This is a genomic window from Alteraurantiacibacter buctensis (assembly GCF_009827655.1).
Taxonomy (GTDB): domain Bacteria; phylum Pseudomonadota; class Alphaproteobacteria; order Sphingomonadales; family Sphingomonadaceae; genus Alteraurantiacibacter; species Alteraurantiacibacter buctensis.
Genome location: NZ_WTYV01000007.1, coordinates 191205 through 204909, shown reverse-complemented (window position 1 = coordinate 204909; position 13705 = coordinate 191205). Strand labels below are relative to the sequence as shown.

The window sequence follows — 13705 nt, the reverse complement described above, 5'->3', positions numbered from 1 at the left end:
TGTACTGGGGGGAGACACCTAGGGATCGGTTAGCGACGAGCCGACGGAACCCGTGCCATCACCACGCATAGCAGGCGTGGTGGTGAGGCGGTTGCGATGGGCAGATCGATGACAGGGCAGACGTTTGCGACGGCACTTCTGCTGTCTGCCAGCCTTGCGCCGGGGCCGGTGTCCGCCGCTTCGGCACAGGCCCGGTTGGGCCTGACGCTGGTGATCGCGCCCCGCTGCACCGACGAGGCCGATCCGCAGCGCGACCTTGCGCCGGCGGTCGCTTCCCCGGCCGCCGCCGTGGCCATCGCAGCCCGGGAACTGGCCACGGATCCGGCCGCGCTGGTGGCCGTCCACGATCGCTTGGCAACCGGCTGGTGGCTGGTGGGATACCCGCCCGGCGATGGCTCACTCAGGCCGCTGGTGCGGATCGAGAAGTGCAGCGGGCGGGTGGAGCGGGCGCCCGGACAACCATAAAAACAACTGTCCCGCCTGGCGCAGTCGCGCTGCCAGGACACGGAACGCTTTGCCAGCAAGCGAAAATCTTGCCATCCTCCGGACGGGGCAATTGATCGGGGGACCTTCCGCATGTTTCTGCAGGCCATTCGCCTGACGCTGGCTGCCGGCGCAGCCCTGGTGCTGGCGCAGCCCGCCATGGCCGGGCAGGAGCTGCTGTTCGGCCCGCCGCCCGAATGGGTGGTCGGCTTCCAGCCCGCCCGTGATGGCGAAACGGTTCCGGCAGCGGCCGAACTGCCGATGATCGCCAGGGTGTCCGATTTCCAGACGCGGCTGGAGGCGGACCGGGTCAGCCATTACATTGCCATGGACCTGGAAATCCGCTCGGCGCAGGGCCTTGCCGGCGGCAACCTGTCGCTGTCCTGGCAGCCCGAGTTGGACGACCTTACCGTGCACCGCGTGCAGATCCTGCGCGGGGATACGGTCATCGACGTGCTGGGCGAGGGGCAGACTTTCACCGTCCTGCGGCGCGAGCAGAGTCTGGAGGCGGCCACCCTCAACGGCATCCTCACCGCCAACATGTTCCCCGCCGGGCTGGAAGTGGGTGACGTGCTGCGCGTGGCCTATACCCTGCAGCAGGCCAATCCGGTCCTGCGCGGCAAGCCCGAAATCATGCTGGGGCCGCTGAACGGCGTAGTGGAGCAGACGCACGTGCGGCTGAGCTGGCCCAGCGACCTGCCGGTGACCATCACCACCGGCCCCGGCCTGCCCGCACCGGTGCGGGGCAACCGCAATGGCGCGTCTTTTGCGGCGATCACCATGGGCATGCGCGAGCCGCTGGTGCCGCCGGACAACGCGCCCGTCCGCTATGCGATGGTCCGCACGCTGGAGGCCAGCACCTTTGCCGACTGGTCGCAGGTCGCCGACCTGTTCGTGCCGCTCTACCGCGCGGCGGCGGTGATCCCGCCGGATGGCCCCTTGCGCGCCGAGCTGGAACGGATCCGCGCGGCCAGCGCCGATCCCGCGCGGCAGGCGGAACTGGCGCTGGACCTGGTGCAGGACCGCGTGCGCTATGTGGCCCTGGCCATGGGCGAGGGCGGCCTGGTGCCGGCCGATGCGGCTACCACCTGGGCGCGCCGCTATGGCGATTGCAAGGCCAAGACCGCGCTGCTGATCGCTCTGCTGGGCGAACTGGGCATTGCGGCCGAGCCGGTGCTGGTTTCCACCACGCTGGGTGATGCCCTGCCGCAGCGGCTGCCGGGCGTGAGCGGATTCGATCACGTACTGGTGCGGGCCCACGTCAACGGGCAGGACTTCTATCTCGACGGCACGCGCACCGGCGATCGCGGGCTGGCAGATATTGCCACGCCGGGCTTTGCCTGGGGCCTGCCGGTGGTCGAGGGGACGGCCGGGCTGGTGACGATGGTCGCACCGCCGCTGACCCGTCCCAGCGCCGAGACGATCCTGCTGGTGGATGCCAGCGCGGGGCTGCGCGTGCCTGCGCCGACGCAGGCGGAAACCGTGTTCCGTGACCAGGCGGCGGTCCAGGTCAACGCCGCGTTGAGTGCCCTTGTGGGGCAGGCCCGCCGCCAGCAGCTGGAAGAATACTGGCGCGGCGAGTTCGACTTCCTGACCCCCGAAACGGTCGACATGCGCTATGATGCCGCCACCGGCGAACTGCGCCTGACCGCTACCGGCATGTCCGAACTGGACTGGGATTACGGCACCTTCGAACCCTACCAGATGCGCGTGGGCATGGAGCCAGATTTCCGCCGACCCGCGGGGGCGGGCAGCGATGCGCCCTTCGTGCTGTCGCATCCGATGTTCAGCCGGACCCGCCAGGAGATTACCCTGCCGCCCGGGTTTACGGCCGAGGCGATCATCGGCGACCCAGTCAATGAAGTGGCTGCCGGCTTCGAATATGTGCGCAATGTCTCACTGGAGAACAACGTCTTCGTGGCCGAACGGTCGCTCCGGTCATTGCAGCCCGAACTGGCGGTGGCCGTCGCCACGGCGGATTCACCGCGCCTGCAGCGGATGTGGGACAACCGCGTCATGCTGCGCATCCCGCCAGGGTATCGCCCCTCGGCTGCCGAGGTGACGGCGCTGGGGCGGGCGGACAGCGAGGATCCCGATGAACTGATCAACCAGGGGATCGGCCTGATGGACGCGGGCCAGTGGCAGGTGGCGCTGGCCCCGCTGACCAAGGCCAGCGAGATCGCCCCGCGCAACTCCTGGGCCTGGGGCAACCTTTCGGTGGTGCAGGCCCGGCTGGGCAATCTCGACGGGGCGGAAGCCTCTGCGGCGCGCGCGCTGGAACTGAACCCGCGCAACCACGTGGCGTGGCACGGTCGGGGCCTGCGGGCCGCGCAACTGGGCGACCACGCCGCGGCGCGCGACGCCTTCGGTGAGGCGATCGACCTGGAAAGCAACAACGCCTTCGCGCTGGAACAACGCGCCGGTGCGCTGGCGGAACTGGGCGATTTCGAGGCCGCCCTGGCCGATGCCCGGACCCTGCGCCAGATCGATCCGGAGAACCTGCGCTCCTACATGGTCGAAGGGGCCGTCCTGGCCCAGGCCGGACGCAACCAGGATGTAACAACCCTGGTGCAGACCATGCTGGCCGCCTTCCCCGACAGTTCGCTGGCCCAAGTGGCCGCCAGCGAACTGTACGAGATGGCCGACATGCGGGGCGAAGCGGATGCCCTGCTGGACCAGTCACTGGGTGGCGATCCTACCATTGCCGCGCTGATGACCAGCGCCTCGCGGCGGTCGATCGGCGAAACACGCGAGAAGCTGCAGGACCTCAACCGCGCGCTCGAACTGCAGCCGGATTTCGTGCCCGCGCTGCTGATGCGCGGCGAGACGCTGTGGGCGGAGTACGAGTACACCAGGGCCCTGGCCGATGCCGACCGGGCCATCGTCGTCGAGCCCCGCTACTGGGGCGGCTATGCCCTGCGCGTGCGCGTGTTGATGGAACAGAACCGCCGCCGCGATGCCATTGCCACGCTCGACACTATGGTCGCGGCCGTGGCTGGCAACGCCGAAGGGCTGGTCTTCGCTGGCAGCATCGCCCGTTCGCTCAACCTCAATGCCCGGGCCAATGAGCTGTTCGGCCAGGCGCGCCAGATCGACCCGCGGATCGAGGACCGCCTGGGCCAGATGATGAACTGAGGCCGCCGCGCCGGCAAAGGAAAAGGGCCCGGCTCCGTGGTGGAGCCGGGCCCTTGTCGTGTCCGGTTCGGCCGATCAGAAGATGCGGCAGGCGGTTTCCGCCGGGGCGGCCAGCAGTTCTTCCAGCTCGGCATCCAGCTTCAGCATGGTCAGCGACACGCCGGCCATCTCGATGGCGGTGCAGTATTCGCCCACATAGTTGCGAGCGATGGTCAGGCCGGTCTCGGCAGCCAGCTTGGCAGCCTTGTTGTAGACCACATAGAGCTCGGCCGGCGGGGTGCCGCCCAGGCCGTTGACCATCAGGGCCACGCGGTCACCGCTGGAGAACGGCAGGTCGCTCTGCACGGCGTCATACAGCAGCTTGGTGATGTCATCGGCCGGCTTGATCTTGGTCCGCTCGCGGCCCGGTTCGCCGTGGATGCCCACGCCCACTTCCATCTCGTCATCGCCGATGTCGAAGATCACGTCACCCTTCTGCGGCGGGATGCAGCTGGTCAGCGCCACGCCCATGGTGCGAACATTGGCGTTGACCTTCTCGGCCACGGCATAGACCGCGTCGAGATCGGCACCGGCTTCGGCAGCGGCACCGGCGGCCTTCATCACGAAGAAGTTGCCGGCCACGCCGCGGCGGCCCACCGTGTACAGGCTGTCCTGCACGGCCACGTCATCGTTGATGATGAACTGCTTTAGCTTGATGCCCTCGGCCTCGGCCATTTCGCAGGCCATGTCCCAGGCCATGCGGTCACCCTGGTAGTTGTTGACCAGTACCAGCACGCCCGCGTCGGTGGCGGCGGCCTTGATCGTCTCGTAGCAGGCATCGACCGGCGGGGCGGCGAACACCGGGCCCTGGCAGGCGGCGGTCAGCATGCCCGGGCCGACGGCCATCACGTGCGCCGGCTCGTGGCCCGAGCCTGAACCCTGCACGATGGCGACCTTCGAGGCATCGATGGTCTTGCGCTTGATCATCTGGAATTCGAGGTTGCCTTCCAGCAGGTCGGCGTTGGCGGCCAGCACGCCGGCCATGAATTCCGGCACGAAATTGGCCGGATCGTTGACGAACTTCTTCATGGGACGAATCTCCCTCCCTGGGATGGTTGGTTGCTTTACCGGTTCAGTTCGGGGGCGTTCGGGACAAAGTCAACACCGTAGTGCTTGCACCAGTCGTTGAGGATGGTGGCAATGCCCACGATGCCCGGATCGGGGGTGTTGGCGCTGCGTTCCCCCACCTGGCTGGCGCGGCCGCGATGGGCCACCAGGTTGCGCGTTTCGTCGATCGCCTTGTCGGCCACGCCGGCCACGGCGGCCAGCACGGCCTTCAGGTCGCTGCCGTCCATCGCCTGCATCGTCTCGTGGATCGGGATCAGCGCGTCGAGCAGGGTCTTGTCGCCCCGCTTGGCACCGCCGCGGGCCATGATGCCTTCCAGCGCCGAGCCGACCATCGCCACCAGCGTGGCATAGTCGATCTCGGTCATGCCCTTGCTGGCCATGCCGGCGCGCATGAAGCCGGTGCCCCAGATGGGGCCGGAAGAGCCGCCGACATGCTTCGAGCAGATCATGGAGATCTTCAGCAGCATGGCGCCCACCGCGCTCTTGTCGATCGTGGGCAGGTCGGCCTTGATCACCTTGAAGCCGGTGGCCAGGCTGGTGCCGAAGTCACCGTCACCGGCCAGGCCATCGAGGTCCGAGAAGTACTTCTCGTTACGGATCACGGTGTCGCAGGTGATGTCGATCGCCTGTTCGACGTCGGCAATGGTAAGCGTGGACATAAACTCTCCCTTGATGTCCTGTTCCGGTCAGGCGGCTGTCGCCTTATGCAAAGCGTCAAGATCGTCGATGGTGATCAGCACCGGGTCATCGCCCAGCTCGGGCACCACCCGCGCGGCCTCCGCGAAGTCTTCCTCCACGGTGTAGGTGCTGGTGGTGATCAGCGTGGGGATGCCGGCACCGGTGGCGGCGAGCAGGCCGTTGCGGCTGTCTTCCACCACGCGGCAATCGGCTGCGGGCAGGCCCAGCGTTTCCAGCGCCATCAGGTAGATGTCCGGCGCGGGCTTCTTCTTGGCCACCACGTCACCCGCGTGGACGAACTCGAAAGCCGCCTTCCGCTCCGGGCCGAACAGGTCGAGCACGGCATCGATGAACTTGGGGTTGGACGTGGTGCACACGCCCAGCCGCACGCCGCGGGCCATCGCCTCGTCGATGATCCGCAGGATGCCGGGGCGCACCGGCAGCTCGGCCACGATCTCGCTGGTAAGGCGGGTCTTTTCCTTGTGCAGCGCGGCGATAAGTTCCTGCTGCCCGCCGAACTTGTCCACCTGCTCGGCCGGCCAGCCGAACTCGTCGAAATAGACCGTCATGCGTTCCTTGCCGCCGGCGGTCAGCAACAGGCGGGCGTAGAGCTCCACGCTCCACTCCGCGTCGATGCCGAATTCACGGAACGCCTTGTTGAAGCCCACCCGGTGCGCATCGCGCTCGGTATCGACGAGCACGCCGTCGCAGTCGAAAATCAGTGCCTTGAACATCTGCCCCGGCGCTCCCTTACGCCGGGACCGACTGGGCGGCCAGGAAGGCCGAACCCTGGCCGCTGCCGCCGAACTTCTCGATGAAGCCGGCGAACATGGCCTTGCACGCCTGGTACTGGGCATCGCCCACGCGCAGCGGCTCGAAGTCCTTGGGGTTGGCCAGGTGGTAGTCCACGAAGCTCTTGACCCACACGTGCTTCAGGTTGGTCGAGATGTTGATCTTGGCCGCGCCGCGCTCGATCGCCTTGGCGAAGGTTTCGTCGGACAGGCCGGTGCCGCCATGCAGCGCCATCGGGGTGCGGGTGCGGGTGTTGATCGCCTGGATGCGGTCGAAATCGACCACCGGCTCACCCTTGTAGTAACCGTGCGCGGTGCCCACGGCGCAGGCGAAGGCGGACAGGTCCAGCGCATCGCAGAAGCGGCCGGCATCGGCGGGATCGGTCAGCACGCTGTCGGCCTCGTCCACCACCATGTCGTCTTCCACGCCCATGATCTGGCCCAGTTCGGCTTCCATGCCCACGCCGTACTTCTCGGCGATGGCGCGCACCTTCAGGCTCTGCGCCAGGTTCTCCTCGAACGGCAGTTCGCTCGCGTCGATCATGATGGAAGTCCAGCCCGCCTTGGCGCATTCCTCGATCATCGCGATGTCGTGGCAGTGGTCCAGGTGCAGCACCACCGGCACCGGCGAATCCTCGGCCACGGTGCGCACCCAGGAAACGATTTCCTTGTGGCTGTAGTACTTGATGGTCTTGCTGCTGGTCTGGCAGATCACCGGGGCGTTGAGGCCCTCGGCGGCCTTCACCATGGCCTTGGTGGTGTTGTAGTCCACCAGGTTGAAGGCGGCGACGGCATAGTGGTTGTCCATCGCGTGGCGAAGCAGCGGTTTCATGTTGACCAGCGGCATGTCTCTAAGCTCCTTTTGGATCCGAAAGGGCCAGCCCTAGCTCCCCAGCTACAAGGCCCTTCGACTCGGCTCCATAACCAGAGTCGGGCGGGCCTGCTACCCGTCAATGCGGGGCTTTGCGGGGAATTGTTCGTTGATTTTGTCCGTGAGGCCCGCGCAAGCTTGGCCGGTGACCTTGTCCGGGCCCGGTCCGGGGCAGGAAAACCGGAAAAGACACGATATTGCCAGATGATCTGCCACTCGCGCCCCGCTCGCGCCCGCCGGGCAAGACCGGGTCTTCAGGCAGCGGTTCTATGTCTGACCACTGCCGATCCGGGCGACCGGCCTTGTGGATGCCCGGAGCCTGCCACCTCGCCAACGAGCAGCAGGGCGGGACCATCGCCCAGCGCCGTGCGGGCAGCGATGGCCAGCAGGTCCAGCCGGGTGCGGAACAGACGTTCCGTGGGCAGACTGGCATCTTCCACCATGGCCACGGGGGTGGAGCCCGCGAGTCCGGCAGCCAGCAACCCGCCGGCAATGTCTCCCGCTGCCTGTTTGCCCATGTAGATCGCCAGGCTCGCCTGCGGATCGGCGAGCGCCTGCCAGTCGAGATCCAGCGCCTGCCCCGAGCGGGTATGCGCAGTCACGAAGGTCACCCGGCGGGCAAGGCCGCGAAGGGTCAGCGACGTGCCGAGGCTGGCGGCGGCCGCGCTGGCGGCAGTAATGCCGGGGCAGATATGGACCGCGATGCCGGCACTGCGGCATGCGACCAGCTCCTCCATCGACCGGCCGAAGATCGAGGGATCGCCACCCTTCAGGCGCACCACCCGCTCGCCCGCCAGCGCAGCTTCCACCAGCAGGGCATCGATCGTGCGCTGGTCCTTGCTGTGCCGTCCGGAGCGCTTGCCCACGCTGACCATCCGCGCGCCGGGTGGCACCAGCGCCAGCACGCCCGGGCCAACCAGCGCATCGTAAAACACCACGCTGGCGGCGCGGATCAGCTTTTCGGCCTTGCGGGTCAGCAGGTCGGGATCACCGGGGCCGGCGCCCACCAGCCAGACCTCTCCGGGCCCGATCATTCGGCTGCCTCCTGCAAAGCGGTCTGTTCCTGTGCGATCAGTCTGGAGATCAGCGGGCGACACGATCCGCAATTGGTTCCGGCGCACGTTGCCGCGCCCACCGCTGCCACCGTACCGGCACCGGCACAGATGGCTGCCCGCACGGCATTTTCGCCAACGTCATGGCAGACACAGACCAGCGGCCCGCTGTCTGGCTGGGGCTGCGCGGGCCTGCCGGCGAGCAGTTCAGGCAGGGCCGCTGTGCTGCCGGCAAACTGGCGCACCAGCCAGTCCCGCTGGGGCAGGGTGCCGGTGCGGGTGACATAGGCCAGCGCCAGCAGGGCTCCATCGGGACCAGTCACGGCCGTGCGCACCATGCCGTGTGCCGCGTCCCGCACTTCGCTGGAGGTGCCTGCCGGCAGCATGGCAGGCAGATCGGCTTCACCTTTCCCTTCCACCTCTGTCAGCCAGCCGCCCGCAATGCGCGAGCGCACCCAGTAAGGCGCGACGGGCGTAACGGGTTCGCGGGAGAGCACGAAGGCGTGCCAGTCACTCACCACCGGAGCAAGCGTGGCCCCCACGTTCTTGAAGCCCGGCTGGCCCGAGTGCGGATCGGTTGCGGCCACCACCAGCGCGCCGGTGCGCCCGGAAGAGGCCATGGCATCGGTCCAGTGCATGGGCGCGAACGCCGCGCCGGGCGCCTGCCCGTCGTGGACCGCAACGCGGAACACAGCGGCGCCCGCGGGGGTGGTGACCTGACCCAGCCCGCCATCGACCAGCCCCATCGTCGCTGCATCGCCCGGTGAGACTTCCAGCAGCGGCTCGCGCCGATGGGCTGCAAGGCGGGGCGACAGCCCGGTGCGCGTCATCGTGTGCCACTGGTCGCGGTAGCGGCCGGTGTTAAGGCGCAGGCCGGTGCTGGCTGGTGGCGGCTCTACCGGCACCACCCGCGCCCTGCCCGATGGCGTGGGATAGCGGCGGCGTAACGGATGCTCGCCGCCCCAGCGGGAGGGCTCCAACGCGTCATAACCGGCATCGGTCAGGCTCGCCTGCGCCACCAGGTCCAGCACCTTGCCGCGCCCGGCGGCGAGCGCCGTCATAGCCGCATATTCGCGGAACACGGCGGCGGGACTGGCGAAGGCAAAGGCAGACCCGTGCCCCAGCCGCGCGGCAACATCGCACAGGGTGCGCCAGTCGGCCCGCGCCTCTCCGGGAGGGGCAAAGAACGGGCGCTGGCGGCTGATGACCCGCTCTGAATTAGTCACCGTGCCATCTTTCTCCCCCCAGGCCAGAGCTGGCAGGCGCACATGGGCGAAACGGGAGGTATCGGTATCGGCGATCACATCGGACACCACCACGTTGGGGCAGCGGGCCAGCGCCTCGCGCACGAAAGCGGCATCGGGCATGGAGACGGCGGGATTGGTGGCCATGACCCACAGGAACCTGATCCGCCCGTCATGCACCGCGCGGAACATGTCGACAGCCTTCAGGCCGGGTCCGCCGCACAGGTTGGGGGCCTTCCAGAACCGCCGCACGGCGGCGCGCTCGTCCTCCGCAAAGCCCAGGTGACAGGCGAGCATGTTGGCAAGGCCACCCACTTCGCGCCCGCCCATGGCATTGGGCTGGCCGGTCATGCTGAACGGCCCCGCGCCGGGCAGGCCGATGCGACCCGTGGCCAGGTGCAGGTTGATGATCGCGTTGGCCTTGTCCGTTCCGCAGACCGACTGGTTCACGCCCATGCTGAACATGGTGACCATGCGCGGGTGGGCGGCAACGAGATCGGCCAGCGCGGCAAAGGTGGCGGGGTCGATGCCGTGGGCGGCGGCATCCAGCCCGGCGATGTAGCCCACCGGCACCTCGCAATGTGCAGCGAGATAGCCGGTATCCAGTTGCCCGCGTGCCGCCAGTTCGGCCAGCAGGGCGTTGAACAGCGCTACATCCCCATCGGGCGCTATGGCCACGTGGAGGTCGGCCCGTTCCGCCGTCTCGGTGCGGCGCGGGTCGATCACCACCAGCTTCGCGCCGGTCCGCTCGCGCGCAGCCTCGATCCGCTGCCAGATCACCGGGTGGCACCAGGCGGTGTTGCTGCCCACCAGCACGATCAGCTCGGCCGCGTCGAGATCGGCATAGGTGCACGGCACCAGGTCTTCCCCGAAGGCGCGGTTGTGCGCGGCGACTGCGCTGGCCATGCACAGGCGGCTGTTGGTATCGATGTTGCCGCTGCCGATGAAGCCCTTCATCAGCTTGTTGGCGACGTAATAGTCCTCCGTGAGGAGCTGGCCGGAGACGTAGAAGGCTACGCTATCAGGCCCGTAATCGGCCACCGTGTCGGCCAGGCGAGCGGCAACATCGTCCAGCGCCATGTCCCAGGTGACGCGGGTTTCGCCGATCATCGGATGGAGGAGGCGGCCTTCCAGCCCCACCGTCTCGCCCAGGTGCGTGCCCTTGGAGCACAGCTTGCCCCGATTGGCGGGGTGCGCCGTGTCGCCCTTGATCGCCACATCGCGCTGGGCAGTGGGGCTGGCCACAATCCCGCAGCCGACCCCGCAGTATGGGCAGGTGGTGCGGACGGCGCTCAAGCAACCACCCCTGCCATCACCGCATCGCGCAGCAGGAACAGCCGCCCGCCATCGACCTTCAGCGGGATGGTGGGGGTGCAGCCCTTGTCGTCCCCCTGCGCCTCGCCGGTGCGAAGGCTGATGCGCCAGTTGTGCAGCGGGCAGGACACGGTGTCGCCGTGGACGATCCCCTGGCTCAGCGGACCGGCCTTGTGCGGACACTTGTTGACCAGCGCATAGAATTCGCCGCGCATGGTGTGGAACACGGCGATCTCCTCGCCGCCAGCGACAGGCAGCGTGCGCGCTGTGCCGGGTTCGATCTGGGTGGTGGGGCCGATATCGAGCCACTTGCCGGTCAGCATCATGCGTTCTCCAGTTGCAGGGGCCGCACTTCGGCCAGGTGGGCGTGCAGGTCGCGCCGTTCTCCCGCCGCGCGCGCGGCCCAGGGATCGTCCTGCGAGAAGCGCTGCGAATAGTGGAAGCGGCGGGCCAGCCGGCCGACGGCATCCGGATCGTCCAGCAGTTGCGCGCGCACCCAGTCCACGCCCTTGCGTTCCACCCAGGGGGCGGTGCGTTCCAGGTAGTGGGCATCCTCGCGGTAAAGCTGGATGAAGGCGGCGCACATGGTCATCGCCTCTTCCTCGGTGGCCACCTTGGTCAGCAGGTCGGTGGCGCGCACATGGATGCCCCCGTTGCCGCCGATGTGCAGTTCATAGCCCGAGTCCACGCAGACCACGCCAAAGTCCTTTATGGTCGCCTCGGCGCAGTTGCGGGGGCAGCCGCTGACGGCGATCTTGAACTTGTGCGGCATCCAGGAGCCCCAGGTCATACGCTCGATCTTCACGCCAAGGCCGGTGGAATCCTGCGTGCCGAAGCGGCACCATTCGCTGCCCACGCAGGTCTTCACCGTGCGCAGGCTCTTGCCATAGGCATGGCCCGAAACCATCCCGGCGGCGTTGAGGTCGGCCCACACGGCGGGCAGGTCTTCCTTCCTGATGCCGAAAATATCCAGCCGCTGGCCGCCGGTGACCTTGACCATCGGGGCGTTGTACTTCTCGACCACGTCGGCAATCGCGCGCAGCTCTCGCGGGTTGGTCAGGCCACCCCACATCCGCGGGACCACCGAATAGGTGCCGTCCTTCTGGATGTTGGCGTGCAGGCGTTCGTTGACGAAACGGCTCTGCTGGTCGTCCACGTACTCGCCCGGCCAGGCGCACAGCAGGTAATAGTTGAGCGCGGGGCGGCAGCTGGAACAGCCATCGGGCGTGGTCCAGTGCAGTTCCTGCATCACCTGCGGGATGGCCTTCAGGCCCTTGTCCACCACGTTGCGGCGCACGTCGTCATGGGTGAAGCTGGTACACTTGCACATCGGCTTGGGGCCGCTCTCCACCTCACCGCCCAGCGTGATCGCCAGCAGCTTTTCGACCAGGCCGGTGCAGGAACCGCAACTGGCGCTGGCCTTGCACTGCGAGCGCACGGCATCCAGGCTGTGCGCCCCCGCGTTGATGCAGCCGACGACCTGGCCCTTGGATACGCCGTTGCAGCCGCAGATCTCTGCGTCGTCCGGAAGGGCGGCAACGGCGGCATTAGGGTCCGAGAGGGCGCCCCCGCTGGCGAAGGCCTGGCCGAAGATAAGCGCCTCGCGGATGGGGGAGACGTCCTCGCCCTTCTTGAGGAGGTCGAAGTACCAGTTGCCATCGGCGGTATCGCCGTAAAGCACCGCACCCACCACCTTGTTGTCGCGCAGCACCACCCGCTTGTAGACGCCGCGCGCGGCATCGCGCATCACGATGTCCTGGGCCCCGTCGCCGCCCGAGAAGTCTCCGGCGGAGAACAGGTCGATGCCCGAAACCTTCAGCTTGGTGCTGGTGGCCGATCCTTCGTAGCCCTGCGGCGCATCGGTGAGGTAGCCGGCGAGCGAGCGGCACATGTCCCACAACGGTGCGACCAGGCCATAGCAGGCGCCGCGATGCTGCACGCATTCGCCCACGGCCAGCACGTTGGGATCGCTGGTGACCATGTGATCGTCCACCAAGATGCCGCGCTCCACGGCCAGCCCGGCCGCCTTGGCCAGCGCGGTGGCGGGGCGAATGCCCACGGCCATGACCACGATATCGGCGTGCAAGCGGGTGCCGTCCTCCAGTTCAACCCCGGCCACGCGGCCATCGGCTTCGAGGATCGCCTTCGTATTCGCCCCGGTCAGGATGGTTTGCCCGCGCCGCTCCAGTTCCTGCCGCAGCAGCCAGCCGGCGGCCTCGTCAAGCTGTCGCTCCATCAGCGTGGGCATCAGGTGGACCACGGTGACCTTCATGCCGCGCAGGGACAGGCCGTGCGCCGCCTCCAGTCCCAGCAGCCCGCCGCCGATGACCACGGCATCCCCGCCCTGTTCGGCAGCGCTTAACATCTTGTCCACGTCATCCAGGTCGCGGAAGGTGACTACGCCGGGCAGGCTGTTGCCCGGAACAGGGATGATGAAGGGATCGCTGCCGGTGGCGATCAGCAGCTTGTCGTACGGCTCCACGTGCCCGCTGCGCGCGGTGACCGTGCGGGTGAGGGTATCGATGGCGACCACCGGATCGCCGCTGACCAGCGTGACGCCGTTGCCTGCATACCAGTCGGGCCCGTTGATCACGATCTCGTCGAACGTCTTCTCGCCCGCCAGCACGGGGCTGAGCATGATGCGGTTGTAGTTCACCCGCGGCTCCGCGCCGAAGATCGTCACCGCAAAGCGGTCCGGATCGCGGGCCAGCACTTCCTCCACCGCGCGGCATCCGGCCATGCCGTTGCCGATTACCACCAGCCGCTCTTTCATCTGGGTCGCCCCGTGGAAGCCTGTTGCTGCATTCACCCTGCTCACTCCGAAAACGCGCACGCGAAAAAGCCGCCTGATCGTGCCCGGTGAAGGGAACAATCGGCGGCTTCGTTGCCACGCTGATGAAAAAACCGGCGGGGTGCCCTGTTGCGGTCCGGCTGTGGACCGGGCGACTCCCGTCTTGCCTTTGACCTAACCCGATTTGCCCTGGCCGGGCAAGCAAATATTGCATTGCAACATCGCTGGCCCGGCACTGC

At 67.7% G+C, this 13705-nt stretch carries 10 protein-coding genes; 2 read left to right on the top strand and 8 right to left on the bottom strand.

Translation table 11 applies throughout. From position 1 onward, the window contains the following. Positions 1–108 precede the first annotated feature (108 nt). Both GRI99_RS16090 and GRI99_RS16085 read left to right on the top strand, forming a co-directional pair. Positions 109–465 (top strand): hypothetical protein, encoded by a 357-nt coding sequence (locus GRI99_RS16090; protein ID WP_160773080.1) that lies wholly within the window; start codon positions 109–111, stop codon positions 463–465. 111 nt (positions 466–576) lie between these two features. Beyond that, entirely contained in the window at positions 577–3618 is a 3042-nt protein-coding gene (locus GRI99_RS16085; protein WP_160773079.1) for a DUF3857 domain-containing protein, read from the top strand. A 75-nt stretch (positions 3619–3693) separates the two neighbouring features. Here the strand turns inward: GRI99_RS16085 and GRI99_RS16080 are convergent, their stop codons facing one another. From GRI99_RS16080 to nirB, 8 genes are all read right to left on the bottom strand, one after another. Further along, positions 3694–4686, bottom strand: coding sequence for a dihydroxyacetone kinase subunit DhaK (locus GRI99_RS16080; protein WP_160773078.1), 993 nt, complete (start codon positions 4684–4686; stop codon positions 3694–3696). Between the two features lie 35 nt (positions 4687–4721). Beyond that, on the bottom strand, positions 4722–5384 hold the full coding sequence (dhaL, locus tag GRI99_RS16075; RefSeq protein ID WP_160773077.1) for a dihydroxyacetone kinase subunit DhaL: 663 nt from the start codon (positions 5382–5384) through the stop codon (positions 4722–4724). Between the two features lie 27 nt (positions 5385–5411). Further along, positions 5412–6137, bottom strand: coding sequence for an HAD-IA family hydrolase (locus GRI99_RS16070; RefSeq protein ID WP_160773076.1), 726 nt, complete (start codon positions 6135–6137; stop codon positions 5412–5414). Between the two features lie 16 nt (positions 6138–6153). After that, positions 6154–7041 (bottom strand): class II fructose-bisphosphate aldolase, encoded by an 888-nt coding sequence (locus GRI99_RS16065; RefSeq protein WP_160773075.1) that lies wholly within the window; start codon positions 7039–7041, stop codon positions 6154–6156. A 278-nt stretch (positions 7042–7319) separates the two neighbouring features. Continuing rightward, a complete protein-coding gene (gene cobA, locus GRI99_RS16060; protein ID WP_160773074.1) occupies positions 7320–8099 on the bottom strand; it encodes a uroporphyrinogen-III C-methyltransferase in 780 nt (259 codons plus the stop codon). After that, positions 8096–10657 carry a nitrate reductase gene (locus GRI99_RS16055; RefSeq protein ID WP_160773073.1) on the bottom strand — a complete coding sequence of 854 codons (2562 nt, stop codon included), beginning with the start codon at positions 10655–10657 and terminating at the stop codon, positions 8096–8098. Before GRI99_RS16055 ends, cobA begins: the two co-directional genes overlap by 4 nt. Next, positions 10654–10998 carry a nitrite reductase small subunit NirD gene (gene nirD, locus GRI99_RS16050; RefSeq protein WP_202393148.1) on the bottom strand — a complete coding sequence of 115 codons (345 nt, stop codon included), beginning with the start codon at positions 10996–10998 and terminating at the stop codon, positions 10654–10656. Before nirD ends, GRI99_RS16055 begins: the two co-directional genes overlap by 4 nt. Next, complete coding sequence (gene nirB, locus GRI99_RS16045; RefSeq protein ID WP_160773072.1) at positions 10998–13448, bottom strand: nitrite reductase large subunit NirB; 2451 nt, start codon at positions 13446–13448, stop codon at positions 10998–11000. The genes nirD and nirB overlap by 1 nt, the downstream gene beginning before the upstream one ends. Between the last annotated feature and the right edge of the window lie 257 nt (positions 13449–13705).

Coding starts and splice junctions, on each gene's coding strand:
- nirD (WP_202393148.1), bottom strand. CDS start 10,998: ATGCTGACCGGCAAGTGGCTCGATATCGGCCCCACCACCCAGATCGAA.
- GRI99_RS16080 (WP_160773078.1), bottom strand. CDS start 4,686: ATGAAGAAGTTCGTCAACGATCCGGCCAATTTCGTGCCGGAATTCATG.
- GRI99_RS16070 (WP_160773076.1), bottom strand. CDS start 6,137: ATGTTCAAGGCACTGATTTTCGACTGCGACGGCGTGCTCGTCGATACC.
- GRI99_RS16090 (WP_160773080.1), top strand. CDS start 109: ATGACAGGGCAGACGTTTGCGACGGCACTTCTGCTGTCTGCCAGCCTT.
- nirB (WP_160773072.1), bottom strand. CDS start 13,448: ATGAAAGAGCGGCTGGTGGTAATCGGCAACGGCATGGCCGGATGCCGC.
- dhaL (WP_160773077.1), bottom strand. CDS start 5,384: ATGTCCACGCTTACCATTGCCGACGTCGAACAGGCGATCGACATCACC.
- cobA (WP_160773074.1), bottom strand. CDS start 8,099: ATGATCGGGCCCGGAGAGGTCTGGCTGGTGGGCGCCGGCCCCGGTGAT.
- GRI99_RS16085 (WP_160773079.1), top strand. CDS start 577: ATGTTTCTGCAGGCCATTCGCCTGACGCTGGCTGCCGGCGCAGCCCTG.
- GRI99_RS16065 (WP_160773075.1), bottom strand. CDS start 7,041: ATGCCGCTGGTCAACATGAAACCGCTGCTTCGCCACGCGATGGACAAC.